Below are 25,298 nucleotides of genomic sequence, written 5' to 3' on the forward strand. Positions count from 1 at the left end.
GTCACTCCTTCGCATCCGGGGTATCGATCAGCTGAGCCAGAGCACTCTCAACGAAATCGCGTGAACTGTCCTCAACTACAGCGAGTTGCTCATCCAGGTCACTCAGTTCGGGAACCTTTGCGGCCATCAATCCGTCAGGCAGGAGTTTCCCAGGGTCTACATCGAGAATATCCGCCACCATTGCAAACACGTGAAGGGGGATGCGCTGTCGCCCGGCCTCAAGGTTCGCAACCGACGAGCGCGTCAGACCCAATCGCGCAGCGAGGGTCGCCTGTGTCATGCGAGCTGCGGCTCGCGCAGCCCGCACACGCTCTCCAACCGCCATATAGAAGCGGTCGATCTTGGGGTCGTCGGACTGAGGCATGGGTCTCCCTGGGTTGAGCGCCACCCTACCAGCGCAAGGTTTACGATGCAAACGTTACCGCAGGGTAAGGGCTGGATCGATTGACATCCACTGTCGGACCAGCTTAGGGTTTGCAGTGGTGTCACTGAGGCGAGCGTGACACTGGTTCTCCGTGGTGTCGTCGCGGCGGGCCCGAACCCAACTGAATGGAGCAACGCATGGCCAAGAACACCGGTGCCGGCTACCGCCAAGGCGCCGTCAGAGGCCGCAGCCAGACCCGCAATTCCCGTACTGGCTCCTGGACCCTCCGGGACGCCCTCACCGGCAAGTTCCTGAACGGGAAGAGCGACAGCAAGCCCTTCAAGGGCGTACGCAAGGAGAAGTGACACAGCAATGAGCCGCACTACGTACCGAGTCCTCCCCAACCGGGGCGACTGGATCCTTCGCCGGGAGCAAACGCTCCTTGCCTCGCACACCATCAAGAGCGAGCTGGTCAAGGAAGGGCAGCGGAGGGCTTCGAATGATCAGCCGAGCAAGCTGGTCGTCCACAAGGCCGATGGAACGATCGAGTACGAATACACGTACGGCGACGATCCGTACCCTCCGCAGGGCTGATGAGCGACCAAGGCGGATGTAGGACGGCAATCCAGCGCCTTGGCCCCTCATCAACTCAGCAGTAAGGCTATCGAGCCCCAGCACCCGGTCAAACTACGGGAGCTGGGGCTCGATGCTCGTCCTATCCGACAGCGTGGACGAGAAGGAGCCGTGCCCCTACTGTGCCCGATCGACGGGTAACTGTCGGGGAATGGTGGTTGAAGGACAGCGGACAGGAGGACGGCCCCTCACCGATTCACCTGGTCAGGGGCCGTTCATCTGCGGAAGCGGTGAGATTCGAACTCACGGTGACATCGCTGCCACGACGGTTTTCAAGATCGCTGCAGGTCCCGGAGTCAGCCGCAGCAGCTGCAGCCGGGTGAGCAGCCACAGGCGTCGGTGTCGGCGTTGGTCTTCGTGTCCACGGGCATGGCCGGTGTTGCGCAGCAGCCCTTGCCTTGCCAGGCGTCGCGGCCTTCCTTGGTGGCGATGGCGGCGATGACAAGGGCGGCGATCGGGTCGGCCCAGGACCAGCCGAGGGTGGCGTTGAGGACCAGTCCGATCAGGAGCACGGCAGAGAGGTAGGTGCACAGCAGGGTCTGCTTGGAGTCGGCGACGGCGGAGGCCGAGCCGAGTTCGAGGCCTGCCTTGCGCTGCGCAGCCGACAGGAACGGCATGATCGCCAAGGACAGGGCCGCGAGGACGATCCCGGGCACGGAGCGTTCGGCCTCGCCCATGCCGGTCAGGGCACGCACGGCGTCGACGGTGACATAGGCGGCGAGTGCGAAGAACGAGACCGCGATGATCCGCAGGGTGGTCTTCTCGCGAGCCTCGCGTACGGCGTGTTCGCGGGCCGAGAACTGCCAGGCGACCGCTGCGGCGGAGGAGACCTCGATGACGGAGTCGAGGCCGAAGCCGATCAGCGCGGTGGACGAAGCCGCAGTGCCGGCGGCGATGGCGATGACCGCCTCGATGACGTTGTACGTGATGGTCGCCGCCACCAGTAGGCGTATTCGGCGGGTGAGCGCGTCACGGCGGGCCGGTGAGGGGCCGAGGGATATCGCGGTCATCAGCAGCATCCCTTGGTCTCGGCGTCTGGGCAGGTGCGGTCGGTTTCCACGGCCACTACGGCGGTGCGCAGGTCATCCAGGGCATGGCCGAGACGTTCGTCGGCGAGTTCGTAGCGGGTACGGCGCCCGTCGGGCACGGTCACGACCAGGCCGCAGTCACGCAGACATGCCAGGTGGTTCGACAGCCGGGTGCGGGAGACGCCCAGAGCGTCGGCGAGATCGGCCGGGTAGGCCGGTGCTTGGCGCAGGGCGAGCAGGATGCGGCAGCGGATCGGGTCGGCGAGCGCGCGGCCGAATCGGACCAGCACCTCGATGTCGGGAGCAACGATGAGCACTCCACGAGAGTACACAAAATCATGAACTCATGGAATCGTGAACTGTGGAGTTGGGTACAGCAGCGGGGTACCGCAACCACAGCAACCGTTGGTGAACCCAGCCGCCCGCCCCTGCCCCACGCAGAGTTGGTACGACCGCCAACGACCGTTCTGTATAGAGCTACGGATCAGAAGGCATAACCTGTTGAGTGGTGAGGTCGTCCGCACGGTAAAGGCCGCGACCCGGGATGCGACAAGGGTCGGCTGCCTCACCGCTCAGAGCCGTGCCAGTTCCGTGCCAGGTGGAGCGGGGAGCCACGGGGAATGGCGGGTACTGAACCGCTAGCGTTGAAGCAGTTCCGCACAGTCGGCCGCAGGTCAGGCGACCAGTAGGCCCCAAAACACCTCAGCTTCCCAAGCTGAGGGCCCAGTGCCGTCTACTGCGTTCGCACCGGGCATGACCTCGTACGATCAGCCTTCATGGCAGAGACAGGCGGAGAACTCGGTTGGCTGGAGCAGTGGTACCGCGCCCAGTGCGACGGTGACTGGGAGCACGAATGGGGCGTTCGGATTGCAACGCTCGACAATCCAGGCTGGACAGTGGCAATCGATCTTGAAGAGACGACGCTGTCTGGCCGGCCCTACGAGGGGACCGACATCCGGCGCAGCGATTCCGACTGGGTGATGGCGACGGTGTCGGACGACGTCTTCCAGGCGTCCTGCGGTCCGCTCAACCTCAGGGAAGTGCTGCGCCTGTTCCGCGACTGGGCTACCTCGGTGAGCGATGAGCCCTAGCCAACGGGTGACCGCGACCGGGCCTGGCCGTCTCAGTTTCCGTCTCATTCACCGTCGTTCACTGCCGTTCAGACCAGACCTGGGGGCGCTGCCACGAGGGTGGCCGATCACCCACGAACGCAGGTGAACGCCCGTGTACACCGTCCAGCACCCCACCACCACAGTTGGAAAGCGTGTTGTCCCCTTTGGCGGGAGCCAGCATGGCGGAAGCGGTACTGCACAATGGCGTTCTCATCGAGTGCTCGAAAGCTCGTCTCTGTTGAGCTACGAACCAGAGGCGGTCTACCTGGTCCAAGGCCGCCAAAATCAACCGAGATAGGGCCGCTCACGCTGCTCCATGAAGTGCCGGATTCGTAGCCGCTGCGTATGGTGCATGGGCAGTTGATCGATCTCCTCGGGCTGGACGAACTTCAGCTCCGTGGACTCATCCGAGATCGCGAGCTGGCCCCCGATCACACGTGCGGTGAAGCAGACGTTGAACTGTCGACGCACCTCACCATCCGTGTAGGCCATGACGTGGCGAGGGTCGGTATACGTCCCAACGAGCCCAGTGATCTCCACGTCCAAGCCCGTTTCCTCCTTCACCTCACGGACGGCGGTTCCTGGTAGCGAGTCGGTCATTTCCATGCCGCCGCCAGGCAGCGCCCAGAGATCGTTGTCTCGCCGGCGCTGCAGGAGGATGCGTCCCTCGTCGTCAGTGACCACCGCGGACGCGGCAACGACCAGGCTGTTGGGCTTGGGGGCGTCTGGGTCGTCGTAGTACTCGGTGCGTGCCATGATCACTTCTCTCGTACTGGCTTCGCGGTCGCCCACACTGCATCGAAGCTGTCAGCGTAGGTCTCGAACATGCCGCCTTCCCCGCTTCGGCGCAGGTGCCAGACAGGGGCCCGGTAGGCGTTCACGCCCCAGACATGAGCGTTGACCAACGCCTGATCATCGGCCCGGTAGATCGAGTTGTAGAGCGTCGTTGCGTGGGTCCGTACCTCGATGCCCGGTACCCCGATGAGGGGGCGATAGTGCATCAGTGCGAGGCGGCAACGGGACTGGATTCCGTGGCCGAACTTCTCCTCGTCGCCGCGCTGTTGGACGTTCGGGCTCTCCGCGTCGCCGAGTGCGATACGGACCGTGCAGCCCTCGGCCGCTCGCTCCTTCAAGAGGTCGTTGAGCCTCGGGTACGCCTCGTGCAGGAAGACGGCGGCGTACACCAGGACGTCGATCTGCTCGCGCGCCTGAGTCAGCAGGTCCACGAAGGTGGATACGGGGATGTCCGCTCGCTGATCGTAGAGAGCCACAAGTTCCGGACTGACGGCGCGGGCGGGGCGTGCCTGCCTGAGGGATGGCCATAGAGCGTGCACGTCTTCTCCTAGCGTTTCTGCTGCCAACATGGCCGTGGCACGGCGCGGCGTACGCCCCAGATTGACCCATCGTTCGACGGACTTGGGGTCGACCTCAACCTTGTTCGCGAGGGCGTTGTGCGTCCAACCACCGGCCGCCATGGCCGCACGTAATCTCTCGTTTGCCACTTCAATCTCTCCTAACATCCCGGGACGGCACTAGGGACGTTCTACCCGACGCGGGACGTCCCAAAATGGGGTTTGTCCGTGGTTCCGACGTCCTGATGGTCGGCAGGAAGCTCGTGTGCATGGCGAGCAACCAGCAGACCAGGCCAGGCATCGGCGAACTGGCGAAGGACAGTGCCAGCAGACGCATCGGCGTCGTCATGGGAGAGATCGGCGGTCGCGTGCAGATGCGGCCAGTCCCGGGCGGCAGGGAGTGGGATGCCATGCCGGGCAACGTCGTCGCGCTCAGCGCTCGGGAAGAACTGAGCGCCCGACTGGCAACGAAGAACGGCAACAGTCGGGTCGGGCTGTGATGCGCGCTGTCGGCCGGTATGCCGGGGTTCTGTTCATCATCTGCATCAGCGGCTCGTGCGGCTTGGTGATCGGCATAGCCCTCGGCACCGGCCAGTACTAGACCGGCCGCCCCGAGCGGGTGCCGCTTACGGCTCCCCGCCCCCGTTCGGGGCCGGCCTCCGACCCGCTGGCGATCACCTCCGAGTCGAACTCGGCGATCGAGGCGGCAGGTAAGCGCTCTGCACCACTTCACACGAGGAGACGGCACATGACAGCAACGGCGAACGTGGAGAAGACCGGTCGCGCGGTCGCAGGTGAGGAGTTGTTCGAGAGCCTCGCCCACTTCGTGGTCACCCACAACAGCGAGTCGGCCGAGCGTGCCGAGCGGATCGCCGACCAGGCGGTGGCCTTCGTGGCCACGGCGGCAACTGCCACCGTTTCCATGGTCCCTTCGGACGACGTGGACCTCGGCCTTCACGCCCTCATCCTTCACACCAAGGAGTACGCCCAGCTGTGTGAGCGGTACGCGGGCCGCTTCCTCCATCACAACCCGAAGCCGGGCGGCGGGGCCCGCGACCCGGAGAAGGTCGCGACCTCGGCCCGTGCCATGAAGGCCGCCGGATTCGCGGTCTTCGACGACTTGTGGACCGTCGACGGCACGAACCTCGCGCAGTGCGACTCGGACTGCGGCCGTCCCTACGGTGACGCGTAGCACCCGACAACAGCGCTGCGGTCGGCCCGGGTTGGTTGTTGGCCGCGTCGCCCGGAAGGAGAGAGGACGTTGTCCGACTCAACCCCTGAAATGCCGATCGTGGTGCTCGATGCGCTCATGCCCACGGAACAGCGGCTGGTCCTGAGCCGTCGGGGCTCCACGGTCTGGGAGGTGGACGGCCCACGTGGTCACCACGCCGTGAAACTCGGCTATCCGATCGAGGCCACTGGGGAGTGGCCGGCCCAACCCTGGACCGCGCTTGCGCCCGCCCGCGAGGGGGCTGTACTGCACCGTCTCGGCTCGGATGACGTCGCCTACGGCGAGTGGGAGCGCGGAACCTGGAACTTCCAGCCGTGGCACGAGGGGCCAGACCTGCACCAGATCTGGGAGCCCTGCCGCAGGCGGGGTTCGTCCATCGCACCCCACTACAGCGTGGCGCTGGGCTGCTTCGAAGCGCTGGCAGAACTCCATGTTCGGGGCTGGGCACACGGCGACGTGCAGCCCGCCCACTTCATCGTCGGGCCGGTGCGAACCCATCTCATCGACCTCGCGCTCGCTCGCGGCGGGCAGGTACCTGAGGGTTACGACTTCCCGTTCCGCGGCTGCCTCGTCCACTACGAGGCACCAGAGATCGCTCGCAGCGTGCTCGACACCGGAGAGGCCGAGCCGACGCAGGAGGCCGACATCTACGCCCTCGGGGCGTCCCTCCTGATCTCAGCCACCGGGTGGCGAGCGGTCGAGTACCCGGACGACGCTCCGCGCGCCGTGCAGAGAGAAGCAGTGGCGAACGGAAAGCGGCGCCCTGTGAAGGCGCCCGGTGAGCTGGGTGACCTGGTCGACGCGATGCTCAGCCACGCTCCCGAAGATCGGCCGACGATCTACGAGGTGGGCAAAGCCCTGAACTGACCCCACGGCCCGTTTCGCCAGCTCCTGCTCGGGCGGGGAGATGATGACGGTGCTGTCCCGGTAGCCGTCTGATCGGCTCCGGGAGGCCGTTGCCGTCAAACACTGCCGTCACGGCATAAAGCAAAGGCCCTGTGGATCACTCCACAGGGCCTTTGACGTGCTGTGCACTCGGCAGGATTCGAACCTGCAACCTTCTGATCCGTAGTCAGATGCTCTATCCGTTAAGCTACGAGTGCTTGTTCTTTTTTCTTGCCGTTTCTTGCCCTTCCGGGCCGCCCGCGGCGACAGGAAGAACATTACATGACTGCTGGCGCCATGTGAAATCCGTTTGCCGTAGCCCTTGTGAGCTGCGGAAACGCGTTCGAGAGCGGTCAATGCAACGACGAAGCCCCGGTCGCGTGGACCGGGGCTTCGGTGATCTTGCGCGGAGGCGGAGGGATTTGAACCCTCGATGGGATTTGCGTCCCAAACCGCATTAGCAGTGCGGCGCCATAGACCGGACTAGGCGACGCCTCCAGCACAGCCGCCCGCGCGAGCGCGAGTGGTGCGTGCAGATGATGACACAGCCGGAGGTCGCGCCACCAATCGGTTCCCACGGTACTAGGCGGGCGGGGCGCAGGGCAAAGTGCTTCCGCGCAACGTACGGCGGCGTCCGGCGTTAGACAGGGCATGTCACATGTCACTCGGTTCCGCCGGCTCGCACGGTTGAGTCCCCTCCCCTTGTTCCTCGTCGCCCTGGCCCCCGCGCCCGTCTCCGCGCACGAGGCCGGCGGTGACCATCTCACCGTCACCGTCCGGGACGCCGGAAGCGGTGCCGACGGGACCTTCGAGGTCGACTGTCACCCCGCGGGCGGCACCCACCCCGACGCCCCCGGCGCCTGTGCCGCCCTGGACAGGAACACCATGTGGGGGCGCGAGACCTTCGCCCCTGTGCCCGAGGGCAGCGTCTGCACCATGCTCTACGGCGGTCCCGCGACCGCCCATGTCACGGGGATCTGGGCCGGGCGCCCCGTGGACGCCCGGTTCGACCGGAGCGACGGGTGCGACACCGCGCGCTGGGACCGGTTCGTGCCGCTCCTGCCCGGGTTCGGGTCGTAGACCGGGTCAGCACGTCGACGTACGGGCACACGTTCTACTTCACTTCGTCGTGCGACCTCCCTCTCATCCAGCACCCCCGCACAATCGCTGCGCTTAGACTCCCTCGCGTGACACGTCGCGGGCAGGTTGGCAAGATGGCCCGAGCGGTCGGCAAGGTGCGGTAACAGGGAGGAAGCGTCTCGTGAGCAGCAGGCCATCCCGAGGCGCTGCTCGCCTCGCAGCCATACTCGACGCGCTTCCGGACGCGTTGGTCCTGGTCAACGCCAATGGGACCGTCGTCAACGCCAACACCATCGCGTTGGAGGCGTTCGAGGCGCCGGGGACGGCTCTGGTGGGGCGGGGGCTGCTGGATCTCCTTCCGCACTTCGACTCCCGGCTCATCCCCGGCTCCATGCGGCGGCCCGACCACATGGACCCGCGCGGGCGGACCAAGCCCACCCGGATGATGGCCCGCCGGACCGACGGCACCGAGTTCCCCGTAGAGGTCACCAGCGCGAACCTGGAGAACGGCCAGCAGGCCTACGACGGTTACGGCTCCGGCAACGACGAGCTGCTGATGCTCGTCGTGCGCGACCTCACCGGGACCGTGGACACCGAGGCCGAGCTGGCCCGTTCGCAGCGGCAGACCGAGATGATCCTGCGTGCCGCGGCGGAGGGGGTCGTAGGGACCGACACCGACGGGCGGATCGTGCTCGTCAACCCGGCCGCCGCCCAGATACTGGGTTACCGGGCCAGTGATCTCGGCGGGCGCGAGCTCCACGACCTCATCCTGCACTCGCGCACCGACGGCACCCCCTTCCCGTACGAGGAGTCCCCGCTCGCCGACACCCTGCGCTCCGGGCGCAAGCACCGGGTGCGCGGGCAGGTGCTGTGGTCCAAGAAGGGCGAGAAGGTCTCGGTCGACCTGACGACCGCGCCGGTGCGCGACGGCGACCAGCTCGTCGGCGCCGTGCTCACCTTCACCGACCGGCGGCCCTACGACTCCCTCGTCGACGAGAAGGCAGCCGTCGAGAAGGCACACGCCGAGGAACTGGAGCGGATCGAGGAGGAGTACGCCTCCGAGCTGACCGCGCTGCGCCAGAAGCAGATCACCGCGCTGGAGGATCTCCAGGAGCAGCACGACGAGGAGATCGCCGCCGGCGAGGACCGGTACGCGGCTCTGGGGGAGCGTGAGAAGGACCGTTACGAGGCCCTCGCCGGTCGGCATGATCAGCTCCTGACGCTGCTCGGGCGCTCCCTGCGCGGGCCGCTCGACGAACTGCGCCGCGAACTGTCCGCGCTCGCCGCCGACGACGCGGGCCAGCTGTGGCCCGAGGCCAACCAGGTACTGCACCACCTCTCGGCCGGCTACTCCCGCATCACCCACCTCATCGACAACGTCCTCGGCTACCAGCGCCTCGACGTGGGCAGCGACACCATCACCCGTACGAACGTGATGCTCGACGCGGTCGTCGCCGCCGGTGTGGACGGCGCGGTCGAGCTCATCGGGCCCGGACGCGTCCAGTTCGCCGTGCACGCGCCGCCCATCGAGGCCGAGGTCGACGCCCGGCGTCTCGCGACCGCGCTCGCCCATCTCATCGCGGACGTCGCCGGGGTCGACGCGACCGGCAACTCACCCGTGTCCGCGGGCGGTTACATGGACAACACGGTCGTGGTGGCGGCCGCCCAGCGCGGCGAGGTCGTACGGATCGAGGTGCGCGGCCCGTATGCCGGGGGAGATCCGGTGCACGAGCCGATCGTGCGCGGGATCGTGCGCGCTCACGGCGGGGTCCTCCAGACGCACGAAGTGCCGGGCATGAGCGGCAGCGCGTACGTCCTCGAAGTGCCCATCGGGGGTGGGGCGGGGGCCGTCGCGCCTCCCGGCCCCGCCGCGCTGGAGGCCGCTCCCTCAGCGGCCGCTCCCATGGAGACCGGTCTTGTGGAAACCGGTCTTGTGGAGATCGCTCCCGCGGAGAACGGTGGGCGACGGCGGGCCCGGCGGTCCTCCACCGACTCCTTCCTCGACGGCGACGTCCCGCCCGAGGCAGACGAGTCCACCGCACCCACAGGTCGGCGCAGGCGGCGGGCGGCGGGTGAGCAGGAGCAGCTCGGGTCCGTACCGGCGCAGGCCTCCGGCGACGACGGGGACGGGGACGGCTCGGGCGGTACCGGGCGACGCCGCGGACGGTCCGCCGAAGGCGCCGAGGGCGGCGAAGTCGAGGTGTTCGACGCAGACGGCGTTTCCGAGGGTGCCGTGGTCACCGCCGCCGAGCACGCGGCGGGAGCCGCGGCCGCGGGGACCGGTCTCGGCGGGACCGTGCCGCCGCAGGGTATGCCCGCACCTGCGGGGCGTCGTGCGCTGGGCGACGGCAGTGAGCAGCACGCGCTGCCGGCGGCGTTGCCCGCGGGCACGGGTGCCTCCGCCGCGGAGTCCGGTCAGGGGCAGGGCCAAGTTCAGGTTCAGGGCCAGATGTCCGGGCAGGACGTGCCCGGCGACGGCACACAGCAGCAGGACGGGCGCCGACGGCGCGCCCTGGCCGCCGCGTCGGAGCGTGCGGCCGCGCAGGAGGCGGCCCCCCGCGCGGTGTTCGCCCTCCCGCCGGCCGACGCGGACCGCCCGGCCGACAGCGGCACGGGCCCGGCGGGGCCGGCCAGCCGGATGCCCGGACAGACGCCGGGCCACATGCCCGGCCACATGCCTGCTCAGCTGCAGGTTCAGGGGCAGGCGCCCGTGCCGGCGCCGGGGCAGATGCAGGTCCCGGGTCAGGTGCAGGGTCAGGTCCCGGCTCAGATGCAGATGCCCGGCCTGGGGCAGGTTCCCGGCCAGGCCCAGACCGCGGCTCAGGCACAAGCTCAGGCCCAGATCCCCGGGCAGGGGCAGGCCCCCGTTCCCGCCTCCACCCCGGTCCCGGCCAACGGGCTCGTCCAGGTGCCCGGGCAGGTGCCCGGCCAGGCTGTCGCCGTACCCGGCCTGGCTGTGCCCGCCGACGGCCACGGCGAGGACGGTCGGCACGACGCCGTGTCGCACGACCAGGCCGACGACCACACCCCGCCGCAGCCGCACCCCACCAGCGCGCCGACGGGCCGTCGCCGACGGGCCGTGGCCCAGCCGGTGGAGGCGGCGGCCGGTACGCCCGCGCAGGGGGTCCCGGCGCAGGCCGCCGCGCCTGGCCAGCCGGTTCCTGTGGGACTTCCGACAGCTCCTGCCCAGCAGGTGCCCGGTGCGGTGCCGTCGGCTCAGTTCCCGGCCGGTGCCGTGCAAAACGTGACCGGCCAGGCCGCGCCCCTCCCCGCTGAGACGCCACAGCCACAGCTCCAGGCGCAGCCGCAAGCCCAAGCCCCGTCCGCTCCTCAGGCGTGGCCCGCCACCGCCGTACCCTCGAACAACCAGCCCGCGCCGCAGGTCCCGCAGAACGGTCAGGCCGCTCTGCCGCCCGGTGCCCCGCTGCCCGCCGAAGCGGCCGCCGCGCCCGTCGACCCGAACTCGACGCAGGGTCGGGCGATCAGTGTGCGGACCCTGGGCCAGGGGGTCCCGTTCACCCGGCAGGCGGCGCAGGTGCAGCAGGCGGGGCCGGCCACGCCTCCGCCGCATCAGTCGAACGGTTCCGGGCGGCGGCGCAAGCTCGGTACCCGGCCCGACCCCGCCGGCGCGGGGGCACCGGAGCAGACGGCGCGTCCGCATCCGGCTGCCGAGCAGGCCGTACCGGCGCAGACACCGCAGCCGCAGGCCTCGTCGGCCGGGCAGTCGCGGCTCGCGCACGCCACCGAGGCGGCCGGACGGTCGTACGCCATAGGAGCGCCGGACGAGAACGCCGCCGAGGGGCCCGAGCCGTTGGACGGTCCCGGTGGGGCCGTCGAGATCCCGCACACCCCCCGGCCGCAGCCGATGGACGACGAGCTGCCCCCGGAACCGCTCGACAATCCACGGCGGCTGCTGGTGTGGCCCGCGCCGGACGTGACGACCCAGCAGGCGCTGAGCGACCGCGGGTACCGGCCGGTCATCGTGCATTCCCGGGAAGAGGTCGACGCGCAGATCGCGGCTTTCCCCGCCGCGCTGTTCGTGGACCCGTTGACCGGGCCGATCACCCGGACCGCGCTGCAGTCGCTGCGGACGGCGGCGGTTGCGGCCGAGGTGCCGGTGCTGGTGACCGCCGGGCTGGGGCAGGCCTCGCGGGAGGCGGCGTACGGCGCCGACCCCGCCGTTCTGCTGAAGGCTCTGGCGCCGCGGGACAGCGAGCAGCATCCGCCGCGGGTGCTGCTCATCGAGGAGCACGCGGAGATCGCGCTGGCGCTGACGGCGACGTTGGAGCGGCGTGGGATGCAGGTCGCGCGTGCGGCCAGTGACGCCGACGCGGTGACGCTCGCGGGGCAGCTCAGGCCCAACCTCGTGGTGATGGACCTCATGCAGGTGCACAAGCGCCGGGCCGGGATCGTGGACTGGCTGCGGGCGAACGGGCAGCTCAACCGGACGCCGTTGGTTGTGTACACGGCCGCGGTGGATCAGGCGGATCTGCCTCGGCTGGCGTCCGGGGAGACGGTTCTGTTCCTCGCGGAGCGGTCGACCAGTGCGGAGGTCCAGTCGCGGATCGTGGATCTGCTGGCCCGGATCGGGACCAACTAGGCCCAGCGCCCCGCCCGGTGGGACCCGGTCGCGGGGATGTCCCTCTCTGGGGGCCTCGTCTCGGGGATGTCCCTCTCTGAGGTCCTCGTCCCGGGGGACCTCGCCCCGGGACGCCTCTACTTGGCGACGAGCCGCCGTGCCGCCTCCCGTACCGACGCCCGCAGGCGTTCCCGGTCGGTCGGCTCCGCGCCGACCAGGATGCGCTTCATCTGCGGGACGACGGCGGCCCAGTTGGCCACGGCGATCAGCAGGAACAGCAGGTCGCGGGGCGGGATGGCGTCGGTGACGACTCCGCGGTCCTGACCGTCCTGGAGGATCGCGACCTTGTGGTGGTAGTGCTCCTGGCGTTCGGCCTCGTCGGGCAGTTCGCCGGTGGCGCCGTACTCCAGGCCCTCCCAGAAGAGCAGGCGCAGCACCTCGGGGTGGGCCTCGTGGTAGTCCATGAGGCGGTCGATCCAGTTCTCGATGTCGTCCGGGTCGACCGGGACGGCTACGGCGAGGTCGAGCATGGCCCTGCCCAGGACCTTGGTGAACAGCTCCGCCTTGTTGCCGAAGTAGGCGTAGATCAACTGCTTGTTGGCCCTGGCCTCGGTCGCGATGCGGTCGATGCGGGCGCCCGCGATGCCGTGGCGGGCGAACTCGGCGACCGCCGCCTCGAAGATCCGTGCCCTGGTGGCCTCGGGGTCCCTTGCTGCTGCCATGGGGCCAGCGTAGCGCTCCAAGTAACCAACTATTTGGTTGACAGGGAATCGACGGGCGCCCCAGACTGTTGAACCGCTCCAACCAACCAGTTAGTTACGAGACCCGGTACGCACTCGAAGGAGTCCCCCGGTCATGCCGCCAGCCACCGCCCCGTCCGCCGCATCCGCAACCTCAGCTTCCGACTCCGACTCCGACTCCCTTTCCGCCTCCGCCGGACGGTCCGCGGAGTCACCCGCCCGGCGGGCGAACACCCCCCTCCTCGTCCTCATCGCCGTCTGCAGCGCCGTCACAGCCGCCAACATCTATCTCGCGGCCCCGCTGCTCCCCCTCATCGCCCGCGACTTCGGCTCGACCCCCTCGGCGGTGGCCTGGGTGGCCTCGGTCGCGCAGTTCGGCTACGCCTTCGGCCTGCTCGTCTTCGCCCCGCTCGGCGACAGCGTGAACCGGCGCCGTCTGGTCGCCGCCCTGTCGCTCGTCGCTGCCGCCTCCCTGACCGCCGCCGCGTTCACGACCGGCGCCACGGCCCTCGCGGCCGCCGTCCTGGTCGCCTCCGCGGCGACCGTCGTGCCCCAGCTGCTGGTCCCGCTGGTCGCCCAGCGCGCCCCCGCCGACCGCCGGGCCCGCCATGTAGCGGCCGTCATCGCGGGCCTGTTCACCGGCATCGTCGCGGCCCGGGTGCTCGGCGGCCTGGTCGGGCAGGCCTTCGGCTGGCGGGTGGTGTTCGTGGGCGCGGCCGCCCTGACGGCCGTCCTCGGGCTCGCCACGGCGTACGCCCTGCCCGCCGAGCGCCGTCAGCGTTCCGGCCCGTTCTTCGCGGGGCTCACCGCGCTGCCCTCGGTCGTCCGCCGCTCGCCCGACCTGTGGCGCGCGTGCGTGCGGCAGGCCGGGATGTACGGCGCCTGGAGCGCACTGTGGACCTCACTGGCCCTGCTGCTGACCGGCCCGGCCTACGGCCTGTCGACCGCGACCGCAGGGCTCTTCGGCCTCTTCGGGCTCGCCGCGAGCGTCGTGGCGCCCCTGGCCGGCGGGTTCGTGGACCGCTTCGGCGCCGCCGCGGTCGTACGGTCGGCGTATCTGCTGGCCTCCCTGTCCGTGCCGCTGTTCTGGCTCGGCGGGCACGCGCTGTGGGCGCTGTTCGTTGCGGCGATCACCGTCCACGCGGCTCTGGTCGCCTCCCACATCGCCAACCAGACCCTCGCCCTGACGACGACGTCGACCCCGGCCACCGCCAACACGGCCTACGTCGTGGCCGGTTTCGCGGGCGGCGCGTCGGCGTCCGCGCTCGCCGCGTCGGCGTTCGGCGGGTGGGGCTGGGGCGCGGTGTGCGCGGTGGCGGGGGTGTGGCTGGGCCTGGGGTGGATCAGCACTTCGGTACGGCGGTGACGGCTGCTTCGCTACGACGGTGAGCGCTACTTCGGTACGGCGATGACGGCTGCTCTGCTGTGGCTGCTCCGCTACGGCGGTGACCGCTGAGGTCACGACTGCTTCGCTACGGCGATCAGAGCGCCCGGGGTCCGGCCCTGGGCGCCCTGATCGCCGTGTCCGTCGTATCCGTCGTATCCGTCGCGCTTCTCAGAGCTGGGTGACGTCCAGCTCGCCCTCCGCGTACTGCTTGCGCAGTACCTTCTTGTCGAACTTTCCGACGCTCGTCTTCGGGACCGCCGCGATGATCGACCAGCGCTCCGGGAGCTGCCACTTGGCGATCCTGCAGGCGTCGCCGGCGAGGAAGGCGCGCAGGGACTCGAAGTCGGCGGTGGAGCCCTCGCGGAGGACGACCGTGGCCAGGGGGCGCTCGCCCCACTTGTCGTCGGGGACGGCGACGACGGCGGCCTCGGTGACGTCCGGGTGGGACATCAGCGCGTTCTCCAGGTCCACCGAGGAGATCCACTCGCCGCCGGACTTGATGACGTCCTTGGCGCGGTCGGTGAGGGTGAGGAAGCCGTCGGCGGAGATGGTGCCGACGTCACCGGTCTTCAGCCAGCCGTCCTCGCTGAACTTGTCGGCGGGGCGCAGGGGTTCGACGTCCGGGCCGTTGTAGTAGGCGCCGGCGATCCAGGGGCCGCGGACCTCCAGCTCGCCCGCCGACTCGCCGTCCCAGGGCAGGCGTTCGCCGCCGGGGCCGGACAGGCGGGCCTCTACGGCGGCCGGGAAGCGGCCCTGGGTGATGCGGTAGGCGAACTCCTCGTCCGTGCCGATCGCATGGGCCGGCGGGCGCGCGATGGTGCCGAGCGGGGAGGTCTCCGTCATGCCCCAGGCGTGGCAGACCCGCATGCCGAGTTTGTCGAAGGCCTCCATGAGCGAGGGCGGACAGGCCGAGCCGCCGATGGTGACCTGGGTGAGGGAGGAGACGTCACGCGGCTTGGCGGTGAGCTCGCCGAGCAGGCCCTGCCAGATGGTGGGGACGGCCGCCGCGTGCGTCGGCCGCTCGCTCTCGATCATCTCGGCGAGGGGCGCGGGCTGGAGGAAGCGGTCCGGCATCAGCATGTTGACGCCGGTCATGAAGGTGGCGTGCGGCAGGCCCCAGGCGTTGACGTGGAACTGGGGGACGACCACGAGCGAGGTGTCCTGGTCGGTCAGGCCCATCGACTGGGCCATGTTGACCTGCATGGAGTGCAGGTAGATCGAACGGTGGCTGAAGACCACGCCCTTGGGATCGCCCGTGGTGCCGGAGGTATAGCACATGGCGGCGGCCTGGCGTTCGTCGATCTCCGGCCAGTCGAAGGTCTTCGGCCGGTCCGCGATCAGTTCCTCGTACTCGTGGACCCGGGGGCGGGCGCCGTCGAGGAGGGAGCGGTCGCCGGGGCCCGAGACCACGACATGCTCGACCGTCGTGAGCTTCGGCAGCAGCGGGGCCAGCAGCGGCAGCAGTGAGCCGTTGACGATGACGACCTTGTCCGCCGCGTGGTTGGCGACCCACACCAACTGGTCGGCCGGGAGGCGGAGGTTGAGCGTGTGCAGGACCGCGCCCATGGCGGGGATCGCGAAGTACGCCTCCACGTGCTCGGCGTTGTTCCACATGAAGGTCGCGACCCGGTCGTCGCCCCGGACTCCCAGTTCGTCGCGCAGGGCGTTCGCCAGCTGTACCGCGCGGGTACCGGCCTCGGCGAAGCTGCGCCGCTGGGGCTCGCCCTCCCCGGTCCAGGTGGTGATCTGGGACCGTCCGTGCACCTGCACTCCGTGCATGAGGATGCGGGTGACTGTCAGCGGTACGTCCTGCATGGTGCTCAGCACGGCGTCCTCCCGGTGGCGACATTGCCTGCGCGGTGGTCAGGGTTGCGCCGATTCTGCGCACATACCGCGCGGTATGTCACTAGAGCCGGGCGATCGATCACGTCACGATGCCCTCACAACGGCCGACCATCACGATCGGTTCCCTGCCACGGTCCCTGCGGGGTGCTGCGGTTGCTCCCACTACCGGCCTGCCGAGTGATCCCGGTGCCTGCCGAACGCCCCGGTTGCCTACCGAACCTGCACCAGCTCGGGGTCCTCGCGGAGCTTGCCCAGCGCCCGGGACACCGCCGACTTCACGGTCCCCACGGAGACTCCGAGCACCTCGGCGGTCTGCACCTCGCTGAGGTCCTCGTAATACCTGAGGACGACCATCGCCCGCTGCCTGGCCGGCAGCTTCATGATCGCCCGCCACATCGCGTCATGCAGGGCCTGCTGCTCGGCGGGGTCGTCGCCGCCGGGCACGAGGTCGGGCTCGGGGATCTCGTCGGTCGCGAACTCGTCGACCCTGCGCTTGCGCCACTGCGAGGTCCGCGTGTTCAGCAGGGCCCGGCGCACATAGCCGTCGAGGGCCCGGTGGTCCTCGATGCGCTCCCAGGCGACATACGTCTTGGCCAGGGCGGTCTGCAGCAGGTCCTCGGCATCGCACGGGTTCGCGGTCAGCGACCGGGCGGTACGCAGCAGCACCGGCTGGCGGGCCTTCACGTACGAGGCGAACGAGGGGTACGCAAGGGTCTGCTTCGCCGGTACGGCCGCCTTCGAAGCGCTGGTGCAGACGAGTGTGGTCATGACTCCACGCTAGATTCGCGACCGCCTCCCGCTCATCGGCCACAGGTCCCGAAGACGACTCCCCCTCAGGTTGTAGAAGGGGTGCTGGCTGCACCTCCTGAAGGTGGACGTGCGGGGCCGGGATACTGCGGGTTTCCCCCTGGGGGTCCGGGCGGGGTCACGCGTCCGAGGTGAGCACCAGCCCGGAGGTCGGCACTCCCGTCCCCGCCGTCACCAACGCCCGCCCCGCCTCCGCCACCTGGTTCACCGCCGTGCCACGCAGTTGCCGTACCGCTTCCGCGATGCCGTTCATACCGTGGAGGTAGGCCTCGCCCAGCTGGCCGCCGTGGGTGTTGAGGGGGAGCCGGTCCTCTCGTACGAAGTCCGCGGCCTCGCCCTTCCCGCAGAAGCCGAACTCCTCCAGCTGCATCAGGACGAACGGGGTGAAGTGGTCGTAGAGGATCGCCACGTCGACGTCCTCGGGGGTGAGGCCGGAGGTTCGCCAGAGCTGGCGGGCGACCACGTTCATCTCGGGGAGGCCGGTGAGGTCGTCGCGGTAGAAGCTGGTCATCTGTTCCTGGGCGCGGCCCGCGCCCTGGGCGGCGGCCGCGATGACGGCGGGCCGGTGGGGCAGGTCACGCGCGCGTGCCAGGGACGTGACGACGATCGCCTGGCCGCCGTCGGTCTCCTGGCAGCAGTCCAGAAGGCGCAGCGGCTCGACGATCCAGCGGGAGGCCGCGTGGTCGGCGAGGGTGATGGGACGGCCGTGGAACCAGGCGGCCGGGTTGGTGGCCGCGTACCGGCGGTCGGTCACGGCCACGTGCCCGAAGGCCTCCGGGGTCAGTCCGTGGGTGTGCAGATAGCGCTGGGCCATCATCGCCACCCAGGAGGCCGGGGTGAGCAGGCCGAAGGGGAGGGACCAGCCGAGGGCGGCTCCCTCGGCGGAGGGTTCGCGGTGCTGGACGCCTGAGCCGAAGCGGCGGCCGGAGCGTTCGTTGAAGGCGCGGTAGCAGACGACGACCTCGGCCACGCCCGCGGCGATCGCGAGCGCCGCCTGCTGGACGGTCGCGCAGGCCGCGCCGCCCCCGTAGTGGACACGGGAGAAGAAGGACAGCTCGCCGATCCCGCAGGCCTGGGCAACGGTGATCTCCGGGCTGGTGTCCATCGTGAACGTGACCATGCCGTCCACGTCGGCCGCCGTGAGCCCCGCGTCGTCGAGCGCCGCGCGGACCGCCTCCGCGGCCAGGCGCAGCTCGCTGCGGCCGGAGTCCTTGGAGAACTCGGTGGCCCCGATACCGACGATCGCGGCCTGGCCGCCGAGCCGGTCACGCACGCGTGCGCTCATTCGTCGCTCCCCAGGGCGCTCCCCAGGGGGTTCCCCAGCGGGCTCCCCAGGGTGACGGTGGCCGTCCCCGTCACGTGGTGGCCGACGCCGTTGGTCCCCACGATCCGGACGGTCGCGGTGGCGCCTTCGAGGGATTCCACGGTTCCGGTCAACACCATGGTGTCCCCGGGGTAGTTGGGCGCGCCCAGCCTGATCGCCACTTTGGTGAGCACGGCCCGTGGTCCGAAGTGGTCGGTGAGGTAGCGGCCGACCAGGCCGTTCGTGGTGAGGATGTTCATGAAGACGTCCGGCGAGCCCTTCTCCCGGGCCAGCTCCGGGTCGTGGTGCACGTCCTGGTAGTCGCGGGAGGCGATGGCTCCGGCGACGATCAGCGTGCGGGTGATCGGGATCTCCAACGGCGGTATCCGGTCTCCGGCCTTCATACGGCGGCCCCCTCGGCGCCGGCCCCCACATCGGGCACAGCCCCCTCGCCGGCGGACCGGAAGACAGGGAGCACCAGGTCGTCGTCGTAGGAGCGGAACTCCAGCCGCACCGGCATCCCGATCCGCACTTTGTCGTACGGCGTCCCGACCACGTTGCTGATCATCCGTACGCCCTCCGCGAGTTCGATCAGCACGACGGCGTAAGGGCCCGCCCCTTCGTCCGGGCCGTCACCGGACTCCGTGAAGGCCGGAAAGGGCGGGTGGTGCATGACGACGTACGAGTAGACGGTGCCCTCGCCACTCGCCTCGACGGTGTCCCAGTCGGGGCCGCCGCATCGCGAGCAGCCCGGGAGCCAGGGGAAGCGCAGGGCGGCGCAGGCGGCGCAGCGCTGGATGAGGAGCCGACGCTGTCGTACGCCCTCCCAGAAACCGGCGTTGTCGCGGTTGACGACGGGCCGGGGGCGGGGCGGGGCCTTCTTCCGCCGGGCGGGTGCGTACTTGAGGATGCGGAAGCGGTGGGTGCCGACGAGGGTCCGGTCCACGCGGACGTCGGTGCGGGTGGTGACGAAGTGGCCCGTGCCGAGCTTGGTGGTCTTACGGGCCGAGACCGACTCGATGACGGAGTCGAAGGTGATCTCGTCGCCGGGACGCAGGGGACCGAGGTACTCCTGCTCGCAGTCCGTGGCGACGACCGAGGTGCAGCCGGACTCGTCGAGGAGGGCGAGGAGTTCGTCGTACGCCGGGGAGCGGCCAGTGGTGTGCCCCGCCAGGCCGCCCATCGTCCAGACCTGGAGCATGGTGGGCGGGGCGATGGCGTCGGGGCCGGTGTAGGCCGGGTTGGTGTCGCCCAGGGCCTCGCACCAGTGGCGGATCATAGGAGCGTTGACGGGGTCCTTGCCGGTGCCTGCGACGGCGGCGGGGAGTCCTTCGTAGGCCTTGAGCCGGGCCGCCAGGTCGTCTTCGCCCACGGGTCCCACGGGTCCCACTGGTCCCACGGGGTCCATGTCGTCCACGCTGTCCGCAGGATCCGCGGGGTCCACGGAGTTCATGGGCGCTCGCTCCCTCCCTCGACGGGTTTCTGACTGTCCGTCAGATATGACGGGATGTCAAGGTCGTCATCGGGTGCGCGAATACGCCGACACGCCTGCGCGGCGGCGCCGAAGCACCGCCGCGCGGACGTGTCACTCCCCTACGAGTCCCCTTGCGAGTCCCTCTGCAAGTCCCCTTACAAGTCCCCTCTCGTGAGCCCCCTGCGAGCCCCCCTTGAGCCCCCCTTCCCCGGGCAGCCCACCCCCGGGCAGCCCGTCCCCGTGAAGCCCGTCCCCCGTCGAGGTCCCGTCAGCCCTCGCGGATCACCACCACAGCGGGGTGAAGTTGACGGACGTGTTGCTGTTCCCCTGGTTGACAGCCGTGAACGCGGAGCCCTTGACCTGCGCGGTGTTGCTCTGGTTGGAGGCGCCGGAGCCGACGGCGTTCTGTTGCGTGGTGGACGAGTTACCGCTGTTGTCGTGCCCCACACCGCTGCCCACGATGCTCGCGACACCCGCGTTCGATCCGTCGTCCGCGACGCCACCGTTGTTCGCCGCCGCGACGCCGGTGAAGAGAGCGGCGGCGAGCGGGATGGCGGAGACGGCGGCGATGACGCGGGCGGTACGGATGCTTGCCATGGTGTTTCCTCCAGAACCCGGCATGTATGCCGGTAGTACGTCAAGTAAGGCTGTTCTCAAGGCAGTTGGCCGACCACCTCGGTGTTGTGCACGACGTCGCAGGACCAGAGTTGCCCACCGAATCCCCGGCGAACCAGAGCGGAAGGGGTTATTCCCCCTGAAGCGTGAGGACAAGTCGATAAACCCCTTTCGTGACTTCCGGGGCGAACCCGGGGCGACGAGGGCCCTTGATCATCAAGGGGGACACCGGGGGAAGCGTTTCGGCAGATTTCCGGCCAATCCCCCGACCTCGGCGAGTCGGGCCCACTCACCCTTCCTTTTTTCGAACACTCGTACGAACATAGAGGCATGGCCACCACAGACCGGCAGGCCACGACGCTGGCCCTCGCACACGCCCTGTCAGCCGCCGAGCGCGGACTGGCCGTCATCCCCCTGTCCCGGACCAAGCTCCCGGCCCTGCGCTCCCCCCACCGCGACGACAACCCCGAAGGCCCTCCGGCACCGCCCTGCCACGGCGAGTGCGGCCGCTTCGGCCACGGGGTCTACGACGCCTCGACCGACCCCGTCCGCATCCGCGAGCTCTTCGCCGCCGCCCCCTGGGCGACGGGCTACGGCATCGCGTGCGGCCTGCCGCCCCACCATCTGATCGGCATCGACCTGGACACCAAGACGGGCACGGACTCCTCGGCGGCCCTGCGCGAACTGGCCCTGCGCCACCTCTTCACGATCCCCGACACGGTCGTCGTACTGACCCCGAGCGGCGGCCGCCACCTGTGGCTGACCGGCCCTCCCGACGCCGCCGTCCCCAACTCGGCGGGCCGCCTGGCCCCCGGCATCGACATCCGGGGCGCCGGCGGCTACCTCGTCGGCCCCGGCTCGGCGACCGACCACGGCGTCTACGCCACGGCCCCGGGCACCGCCCACCTGGCCCCCGCGGCCTGCCCGCCCTCCCTGCTCCGTCTGCTCCTGCCACCACCGCGCCCCACCCACCCCGCGACCCACCCCTCGGCCGGCGACCACGGCCAGGGCCTGGTCCAGTTCGTCCTCGCCGCCCACGAGGGCCAGCGCAACACCCGCCTGTTCTGGGCCGCGTGCCGCGCCTACGAGAACGGCATCGGCCCCGCGCTGGTCGCCCCCCTGGTGGACGCGGCCCTCAACACGGGGCTCACGGAACGGGAGGCCCGGGCGACGATCGCGTCGGCGGCGCGGATGTCGGGGTACCGGGCGCCGTGAGGGAGTTGGAGCCTCGGGGGCGTGGGGCGGGGCGCTGGTGAGCGGGAGGAGGAGGCTGCCGTGTTACTCGGCCGAACCCCACTTCGGGCAGTGTTCGGTCAGCCACTTCGCCGCGTACGCCACCGCCGGAGCCAGGTCGAACAGGCGGCTGTCAGCGGCGCCCACCCTGCCCCGGGCCACCGGACGTTCCGACAGTGACTCGTACGCGTCGCCCAGCGCCGGGAAGTCCGACGCGTCGAAGTCCACGTCCACGTAACGGTGCCAGCGCCGCCCCGAGCCGTCGGCGACCGCACAACCGTACTGGCGGCTGCCCTGGCCCGGCACCCGGTACTCGGCCAGGTGGAAGGCCGTGCAGACGGAGTAGCCGACGCCCAACAGCAGGACGCGGGCGTCCAGTTCCTCCAGCCGGGCGAGCGGGGACTCCTCACCCAGGTGACAGTTCAGGGCGTGTCCGTCGGTGATCCGCGCGGCGGCCGGCCCCAGCGCGGCGAACGAACTCTGCGGATGGCTGCTGCGCACCGCGCCGGGCCGGGTGCGGACCTCCTCCGGCAGCACGCCGACGCCGTAGCTCGGGGTCCGCTCCGGATCGAACGCGGGCAGCGTCTCCCGCAGCCGGGCCCATTGCGCCACCGGCACGGAACGACCACGGGTGACGGGCCAGCGGGACGGGTCGGAGTTGTCGGGGGTCTGGGTGTAGACGACGAGGGTGCCGTCCATGCCGACCGTGTCCAGCAGCGAGTCGACGACCGCCGGGACCGCGCCGCGCACCTGCCCGACGGCGCTCAGGGACGCGTGCACCAGCACGGTGTCACCGGACCGGATCCCCAACACCCTTAGCTGAGCGGCGAGTTCGTCGGTATCGAGCAGAGACCCGGGAGTCTCGGCGAGTCGGACGGCACGGCTGGTCAACGCAGCGCTCCCTGAAGATGTCGGTGGCTCTGTACGGGTCGTCGCATGAGATGTCCGTGATCCGGTCCGGGCGTTCGCATCGTGCGTCGGACCAAGGGTCGGCGGCATCTCCAGAACGACGTCGATGCGTCTGTGGTCACCCACCGGGAACGTGAGATGCCCCGACCCGAAGTCCTGCTCGGCGGTGAGCGTAGCCGCGCGGAGGTCCCGCCGGGCATCGTCCTCACCATCAGACCGCGGTCCGACGGGTCACGGAAGGGGTGGTGCCGCGCGGTTCTCGTTTCGACTCCGGCCTCAAGTCCTCGCCGGACACGCGGTGTTGGCACCCGCACGACTCCACGTCACCATGAGTCTTCCCCTCTTCATCGCGAGGTGACCCGTTCATGGCGGCAACCACATCCGGGCACAACGTTCCAGGGCCGCGCGCGACGATTGGGAACGACGACCTGCCGCCGTTGTTCCGTTCCAACGACCAGTGGGCCATGAACCGTCAGAGCGAGGCGTTCCGCGCCACCATGACCCAGCTGGCGCTCCTGCTCGTGGCAACCGTCTTCGCCACCCTCGCCGACCACTTCGACAGCCACGTCCTCACGGCCCTGTCCGCCCTGCTCTACGGGCTCACCGTGGTCACCGGCGTCGTCATCCAGCGCCGCCGGGCCCGCGCCCACTGGCAGGCGCACCGCGACGCCGCCGAGACCGTCAAGTCGCTGGCGTGGCAGTACATGGTGCACGGCGGGCCGTTCCACTCCCGGGTACCCGACGCCGACGGGCTGTTCAAACAGCAACTGGAGGAACACCTGCGGTCGTTACGGCGCATAGGGTGGCAGGAGCCTTCCTCAGGCCCCGGAACCGCCCCGGCCCTCGCTCCCGCCCCCGTCCGGAACACCCTGTGGGACCCGGCCGGCCGTCACGAGGCGGACGATCCGCGCCACCCGCAGATCACCCGCGCGATGCGGGCGGTACGCGACAAGCCCTTCACCGTCCGCAAGGACATCTACCTGCGGGACCGCGTCCTCGACCAACTCGGCTGGTACGGCGGCCGGGCCGTCCAGGCACGCCGGTCCGCCGCTCTCTGGTCGGCGCTGACCGCACTGCTGACCCTGCTGGCCCTGGCCGCCGCGGTGTTCCGGAGCACCGGTGTCCTCTCCGGCTGGGACCTCAGCGGCCTGCTCGCCGCCTCAGCAGCGACCGGCGTCGCCTGGCTGGAGACCCGACGCCACCACCCGCTCTCCTACGCGCACACGCTCGTACGAGAGGGACTGGAGACCCAGCGGGCGGCGCTGGCCCAGAGCGTCACCGAGGAACGTTGGCCCGAGGCCGTGTCCGACACGGAACACCTGATGCTGCCGCAGCACACCGACTGGCTCGCACGCTTCGGCGGCTGAACCGCCGTGCAGGGGCCCCGGCCGGGTCAGGGGCGTCGCGCGCCAGGTCGCCACAGCACCTTCACCGGTACGCCCACCCGACTCGCGTACGCCACGATGTCCGCGGTGCCCCCCTGCCCCCGCGCGGGCTCACCGTCCCATACGGCGACCAGCCGGTCCGTGTGGTCCACGATCCAGTGCCCGGCCGCCAGGTACGCCTCCTCCCGGGTCCGCTCGACCGGCAGGTCGACCCGGTCCGCGCAGGCGAGCAGCAGGCGGCGGAACGCGGCACGGGTCTCCTGTCCGCCCAGGTGGCGTTCGTAGTCCATGCCGGGGATGACCGCGGTGAGGGGAATCCCGTTCCGCAGCGCGAGGTCGGCGAAGAGCTGGTCGGCGCCGGCGGCCAGGGCGCTGAACGCCTCGACGGGACCGCCCGCGGCCTGGCTCGCGAACTCGTCGAGGATCCCCGCCCGCACGCACTCCACCACCGGTTCGGGGATGTCCCGGTGACCGGTGACTCCGATCCGAGTCGTACGCTCCACGCTCTCCGCCACCCCCGTGAGAACCGGCCGGACGCCCTGCTCCCTACCCAGTCCCGACACCGAAGCCACACATCGCCGCCACCCCGGCCACCCGAAAGGGGCGCCCACTGCAACCTCGGGCGCGGGATCGGCCCGGCACCGGGATGGAAGACCGGGCGGGCGGCAGGCCGAGGACCGTGACGAGGGATGATCCGCTCATGCGCATACGACGAGAGGTTCGCCGGCTCTTGTGGGGGCTGTGGCTTGCGTGTCTGGTGTTCTCCGTCTGGTTCGTCGCGGAAGTGATCACGCTGTTCCTGCAGGCCGAGTCCTGGTGATGATGCGGCAGGGTGTCGTGCCCTTGCCGCGCCCGATCGACCGCCGGCGCACATGAGAACGGCCCCCGACCGATTCACCTGGTCAGGGGCCGTTCACCTGCGGTGGGTGTGGGATTTGAACCCACGGTCACATCGCTGCGACGACGGTTTTCAAGACCGTTCCCTTAGGCCGCTCGGGCAACCCACCCGCGCACCCGCCCACCAGGGGCGGAGCGGGTACAGCGTACCGGCTCCCGACTTTCGCAGCGGCCGTGGCCCACACGGGGCCCACTGGCTCTGTTCCGCGGCCCACACCCACTGCGCCGAGCATCAGCACCCTGTCCGCGGCCCCAGGCCGACGCGGGTGGGCCCGGGGCTGCCCCGACGCGTGGCGGGCGGCATCAACCCCGGTTCCGTGGAACCGAGTTGTTCATGTCACGGGATTGCGACGGCGTTGTATTGGATCAAGGACCGACGCAACTGCTCGTGTCCCGGCTCTCTCATAGTGATCGAACACCTGCTGAGGAACCAACCCCG

Annotated in this window: 25 protein-coding genes and 3 tRNA genes; 11 read left to right on the plus strand and 17 right to left on the minus strand. The window is 70.0% G+C overall.

Annotation, left to right across the window (positions count from 1 at the left end; translation table 11 throughout):
• Position 1: 1 nt before the first annotated feature.
• Positions 2 to 364, minus strand: coding sequence for a helix-turn-helix domain-containing protein (locus OHT57_RS24445; RefSeq protein ID WP_328748622.1), 363 nt, complete (start codon positions 362 to 364; stop codon positions 2 to 4).
• A 197-nt stretch (positions 365 to 561) separates the two neighbouring features.
• Between OHT57_RS24445 and OHT57_RS24450 the strand changes: the two genes are divergently transcribed.
• On the plus strand, positions 562 to 729 hold the full coding sequence (locus OHT57_RS24450; RefSeq protein WP_328748623.1) for a hypothetical protein: 168 nt from the start codon (positions 562 to 564) through the stop codon (positions 727 to 729).
• A 7-nt stretch (positions 730 to 736) separates the two neighbouring features.
• A complete protein-coding gene (locus tag OHT57_RS24455) occupies positions 737 to 958 on the plus strand; it encodes a DUF2188 domain-containing protein (RefSeq protein ID WP_328748624.1) in 222 nt (73 codons plus the stop codon).
• Between the two features lie 335 nt (positions 959 to 1,293).
• Here the strand turns inward: OHT57_RS24455 and OHT57_RS24460 are convergent, their stop codons facing one another.
• Positions 1,294 to 2,016 carry a cation transporter gene (locus OHT57_RS24460; RefSeq protein ID WP_328748625.1) on the minus strand — a complete coding sequence of 241 codons (723 nt, stop codon included), beginning with the start codon at positions 2,014 to 2,016 and terminating at the stop codon, positions 1,294 to 1,296.
• On the minus strand, positions 2,007 to 2,342 hold the full coding sequence (locus OHT57_RS24465) for an ArsR/SmtB family transcription factor (RefSeq protein ID WP_328748626.1): 336 nt from the start codon (positions 2,340 to 2,342) through the stop codon (positions 2,007 to 2,009). Before OHT57_RS24465 ends, OHT57_RS24460 begins: the two co-directional genes overlap by 10 nt.
• A 459-nt stretch (positions 2,343 to 2,801) precedes the next feature.
• On the opposite strand from OHT57_RS24465, the gene OHT57_RS24470 reads away from it, so the two are divergent.
• Positions 2,802 to 3,116 carry an immunity 53 family protein gene (locus OHT57_RS24470; protein ID WP_328748627.1) on the plus strand — a complete coding sequence of 105 codons (315 nt, stop codon included), beginning with the start codon at positions 2,802 to 2,804 and terminating at the stop codon, positions 3,114 to 3,116.
• A 306-nt stretch (positions 3,117 to 3,422) separates the two neighbouring features.
• Here the strand turns inward: OHT57_RS24470 and OHT57_RS24475 are convergent, their stop codons facing one another.
• Both OHT57_RS24475 and OHT57_RS24480 read right to left on the minus strand, forming a co-directional pair.
• On the minus strand, positions 3,423 to 3,893 hold the full coding sequence (locus OHT57_RS24475; RefSeq protein ID WP_328748628.1) for an NUDIX domain-containing protein: 471 nt from the start codon (positions 3,891 to 3,893) through the stop codon (positions 3,423 to 3,425).
• 2 nt (positions 3,894 to 3,895) lie between these two features.
• Complete coding sequence (locus tag OHT57_RS24480; protein ID WP_328753313.1) at positions 3,896 to 4,612, minus strand: XRE family transcriptional regulator; 717 nt, start codon at positions 4,610 to 4,612, stop codon at positions 3,896 to 3,898.
• 146 nt (positions 4,613 to 4,758) lie between these two features.
• On the opposite strand from OHT57_RS24480, the gene OHT57_RS24485 reads away from it, so the two are divergent.
• From OHT57_RS24485 to OHT57_RS24495, 3 genes are all read left to right on the plus strand, one after another.
• Positions 4,759 to 4,989: a hypothetical protein gene (locus tag OHT57_RS24485; RefSeq protein WP_328748629.1), complete on the plus strand. Its 231-nt coding sequence runs from the start codon at positions 4,759 to 4,761 to the stop codon at positions 4,987 to 4,989.
• Between the two features lie 248 nt (positions 4,990 to 5,237).
• A complete protein-coding gene (locus OHT57_RS24490) occupies positions 5,238 to 5,681 on the plus strand; it encodes a hypothetical protein (RefSeq protein WP_328748630.1) in 444 nt (147 codons plus the stop codon).
• Between the two features lie 69 nt (positions 5,682 to 5,750).
• Positions 5,751 to 6,587 carry a protein kinase gene (locus OHT57_RS24495; RefSeq protein WP_328748631.1) on the plus strand — a complete coding sequence of 279 codons (837 nt, stop codon included), beginning with the start codon at positions 5,751 to 5,753 and terminating at the stop codon, positions 6,585 to 6,587.
• Between the two features lie 163 nt (positions 6,588 to 6,750).
• Here the strand turns inward: OHT57_RS24495 and OHT57_RS24500 are convergent.
• Both OHT57_RS24500 and OHT57_RS24505 read right to left on the minus strand, forming a co-directional pair.
• Positions 6,751 to 6,823: transfer RNA gene (locus OHT57_RS24500), tRNA-Arg, on the minus strand.
• Positions 6,824 to 7,012: 189 nt separating this feature from the next.
• Positions 7,013 to 7,103, minus strand: a tRNA-Ser gene (locus tag OHT57_RS24505).
• A 153-nt stretch (positions 7,104 to 7,256) separates the two neighbouring features.
• Between OHT57_RS24505 and OHT57_RS24510 the strand changes: the two genes are divergently transcribed.
• Together OHT57_RS24510 and OHT57_RS24515 are read left to right on the plus strand one after the other, a co-directional pair.
• Complete coding sequence (locus OHT57_RS24510) at positions 7,257 to 7,685, plus strand: SSI family serine proteinase inhibitor (protein ID WP_328748632.1); 429 nt, start codon at positions 7,257 to 7,259, stop codon at positions 7,683 to 7,685.
• Positions 7,686 to 7,866: 181 nt separating this feature from the next.
• On the plus strand, positions 7,867 to 12,285 hold the full coding sequence (locus tag OHT57_RS24515) for a hybrid sensor histidine kinase/response regulator (RefSeq protein ID WP_328748633.1): 4,419 nt from the start codon (positions 7,867 to 7,869) through the stop codon (positions 12,283 to 12,285).
• A 116-nt stretch (positions 12,286 to 12,401) separates the two neighbouring features.
• Here the strand turns inward: OHT57_RS24515 and OHT57_RS24520 are convergent, their stop codons facing one another.
• The gene (locus OHT57_RS24520) at positions 12,402 to 12,986 is read right to left on the minus strand and encodes a TetR family transcriptional regulator (protein ID WP_328748634.1); all 585 of its coding nucleotides are present in this window, start codon (positions 12,984 to 12,986) and stop codon (positions 12,402 to 12,404) included.
• Between the two features lie 133 nt (positions 12,987 to 13,119).
• Between OHT57_RS24520 and OHT57_RS24525 the strand changes: the two genes are divergently transcribed.
• The gene (locus OHT57_RS24525) at positions 13,120 to 14,370 is read left to right on the plus strand and encodes an MFS transporter (RefSeq protein ID WP_328748635.1); all 1,251 of its coding nucleotides are present in this window, start codon (positions 13,120 to 13,122) and stop codon (positions 14,368 to 14,370) included.
• A 189-nt stretch (positions 14,371 to 14,559) separates the two neighbouring features.
• Here OHT57_RS24525 and OHT57_RS24530 read toward each other — a convergent pair whose 3' ends face one another.
• The 6 genes from OHT57_RS24530 to OHT57_RS24555 all read right to left on the minus strand — a co-directional run bounded on the left by OHT57_RS24530 (position 14,560) and on the right by OHT57_RS24555 (position 20,417).
• On the minus strand, positions 14,560 to 16,218 hold the full coding sequence (locus OHT57_RS24530; protein WP_328748636.1) for a long-chain fatty acid--CoA ligase: 1,659 nt from the start codon (positions 16,216 to 16,218) through the stop codon (positions 14,560 to 14,562).
• Positions 16,219 to 16,446: 228 nt separating this feature from the next.
• Positions 16,447 to 17,004 (minus strand): SigE family RNA polymerase sigma factor, encoded by a 558-nt coding sequence (locus tag OHT57_RS24535; protein ID WP_328748637.1) that lies wholly within the window; start codon positions 17,002 to 17,004, stop codon positions 16,447 to 16,449.
• A 157-nt stretch (positions 17,005 to 17,161) separates the two neighbouring features.
• Positions 17,162 to 18,328 carry a lipid-transfer protein gene (locus tag OHT57_RS24540; protein ID WP_328748638.1) on the minus strand — a complete coding sequence of 389 codons (1,167 nt, stop codon included), beginning with the start codon at positions 18,326 to 18,328 and terminating at the stop codon, positions 17,162 to 17,164.
• Positions 18,325 to 18,750: a MaoC family dehydratase gene (locus OHT57_RS24545; protein ID WP_328748639.1), complete on the minus strand. Its 426-nt coding sequence runs from the start codon at positions 18,748 to 18,750 to the stop codon at positions 18,325 to 18,327. The genes OHT57_RS24540 and OHT57_RS24545 overlap by 4 nt, the downstream gene beginning before the upstream one ends.
• On the minus strand, positions 18,747 to 19,754 hold the full coding sequence (locus OHT57_RS24550) for a bifunctional MaoC family dehydratase N-terminal/OB-fold nucleic acid binding domain-containing protein (RefSeq protein WP_328753314.1): 1,008 nt from the start codon (positions 19,752 to 19,754) through the stop codon (positions 18,747 to 18,749). The genes OHT57_RS24545 and OHT57_RS24550 overlap by 4 nt, the downstream gene beginning before the upstream one ends.
• 348 nt (positions 19,755 to 20,102) lie before the next feature.
• Positions 20,103 to 20,417: a hypothetical protein gene (locus OHT57_RS24555; protein WP_328748640.1), complete on the minus strand. Its 315-nt coding sequence runs from the start codon at positions 20,415 to 20,417 to the stop codon at positions 20,103 to 20,105.
• Between the two features lie 348 nt (positions 20,418 to 20,765).
• Here OHT57_RS24555 and OHT57_RS24560 point away from each other — a divergent pair, with 348 nt between their 5' ends.
• Entirely contained in the window at positions 20,766 to 21,650 is an 885-nt protein-coding gene (locus tag OHT57_RS24560; protein WP_328748641.1) for a bifunctional DNA primase/polymerase, read from the plus strand.
• A 63-nt stretch (positions 21,651 to 21,713) separates the two neighbouring features.
• Here OHT57_RS24560 and OHT57_RS24565 read toward each other — a convergent pair whose 3' ends face one another.
• Positions 21,714 to 22,559: an aminoglycoside N(3)-acetyltransferase gene (locus OHT57_RS24565; RefSeq protein ID WP_328748642.1), complete on the minus strand. Its 846-nt coding sequence runs from the start codon at positions 22,557 to 22,559 to the stop codon at positions 21,714 to 21,716.
• Between the two features lie 455 nt (positions 22,560 to 23,014).
• On the opposite strand from OHT57_RS24565, the gene OHT57_RS24570 reads away from it, so the two are divergent.
• Positions 23,015 to 23,944, plus strand: coding sequence for a DUF4231 domain-containing protein (locus OHT57_RS24570; protein WP_328753315.1), 930 nt, complete (start codon positions 23,015 to 23,017; stop codon positions 23,942 to 23,944).
• A gap of 26 nt (positions 23,945 to 23,970) precedes the next feature.
• On the opposite strand, the gene OHT57_RS24575 is transcribed toward OHT57_RS24570, so the two are convergent.
• Together OHT57_RS24575 and OHT57_RS24580 are read right to left on the minus strand one after the other, a co-directional pair.
• Entirely contained in the window at positions 23,971 to 24,465 is a 495-nt protein-coding gene (locus OHT57_RS24575) for a hypothetical protein (protein WP_328748643.1), read from the minus strand.
• A 417-nt stretch (positions 24,466 to 24,882) separates the two neighbouring features.
• Positions 24,883 to 24,969: transfer RNA gene (locus OHT57_RS24580), tRNA-Ser, on the minus strand.
• Positions 24,970 to 25,298: the final 329 nt, after the last annotated feature.

It is taken from the genome of Streptomyces sp. NBC_00285 (assembly GCF_036174265.1).
Lineage (GTDB): Bacteria > Actinomycetota > Actinomycetes > Streptomycetales > Streptomycetaceae > Streptomyces.

What these genes read in the sequence shown, in the direction of transcription:
- OHT57_RS24445 (WP_328748622.1), bottom strand. Translation starts at nt 364, where the DNA reads ATGCCTCAGTCCGACGACCCCAAGATCGACCGCTTCTATATGGCGGTT.
- OHT57_RS24450 (WP_328748623.1), top strand. Translation starts at nt 562, where the DNA reads ATGGCCAAGAACACCGGTGCCGGCTACCGCCAAGGCGCCGTCAGAGGC.
- OHT57_RS24455 (WP_328748624.1), top strand. Translation starts at nt 737, where the DNA reads ATGAGCCGCACTACGTACCGAGTCCTCCCCAACCGGGGCGACTGGATC.
- OHT57_RS24460 (WP_328748625.1), bottom strand. Translation starts at nt 2,016, where the DNA reads ATGCTGCTGATGACCGCGATATCCCTCGGCCCCTCACCGGCCCGCCGT.
- OHT57_RS24470 (WP_328748627.1), top strand. Translation starts at nt 2,802, where the DNA reads ATGGCAGAGACAGGCGGAGAACTCGGTTGGCTGGAGCAGTGGTACCGC.
- OHT57_RS24475 (WP_328748628.1), bottom strand. Translation starts at nt 3,893, where the DNA reads ATGGCACGCACCGAGTACTACGACGACCCAGACGCCCCCAAGCCCAAC.
- OHT57_RS24480 (WP_328753313.1), bottom strand. Translation starts at nt 4,612, where the DNA reads ATGGCGGCCGGTGGTTGGACGCACAACGCCCTCGCGAACAAGGTTGAG.
- OHT57_RS24485 (WP_328748629.1), top strand. Translation starts at nt 4,759, where the DNA reads ATGGCGAGCAACCAGCAGACCAGGCCAGGCATCGGCGAACTGGCGAAG.
- OHT57_RS24490 (WP_328748630.1), top strand. Translation starts at nt 5,238, where the DNA reads ATGACAGCAACGGCGAACGTGGAGAAGACCGGTCGCGCGGTCGCAGGT.
- OHT57_RS24510 (WP_328748632.1), top strand. Translation starts at nt 7,257, where the DNA reads ATGTCACATGTCACTCGGTTCCGCCGGCTCGCACGGTTGAGTCCCCTC.
- OHT57_RS24520 (WP_328748634.1), bottom strand. Translation starts at nt 12,986, where the DNA reads ATGGCAGCAGCAAGGGACCCCGAGGCCACCAGGGCACGGATCTTCGAG.
- OHT57_RS24525 (WP_328748635.1), top strand. Translation starts at nt 13,120, where the DNA reads ATGCCGCCAGCCACCGCCCCGTCCGCCGCATCCGCAACCTCAGCTTCC.
- OHT57_RS24535 (WP_328748637.1), bottom strand. Translation starts at nt 17,004, where the DNA reads ATGACCACACTCGTCTGCACCAGCGCTTCGAAGGCGGCCGTACCGGCG.
- OHT57_RS24540 (WP_328748638.1), bottom strand. Translation starts at nt 18,328, where the DNA reads ATGAGCGCACGCGTGCGTGACCGGCTCGGCGGCCAGGCCGCGATCGTC.
- OHT57_RS24545 (WP_328748639.1), bottom strand. Translation starts at nt 18,750, where the DNA reads ATGAAGGCCGGAGACCGGATACCGCCGTTGGAGATCCCGATCACCCGC.
- OHT57_RS24550 (WP_328753314.1), bottom strand. Translation starts at nt 19,754, where the DNA reads ATGGACCCCGTGGGACCAGTGGGACCCGTGGGACCCGTGGGCGAAGAC.
- OHT57_RS24555 (WP_328748640.1), bottom strand. Translation starts at nt 20,417, where the DNA reads ATGGCAAGCATCCGTACCGCCCGCGTCATCGCCGCCGTCTCCGCCATC.
- OHT57_RS24560 (WP_328748641.1), top strand. Translation starts at nt 20,766, where the DNA reads ATGGCCACCACAGACCGGCAGGCCACGACGCTGGCCCTCGCACACGCC.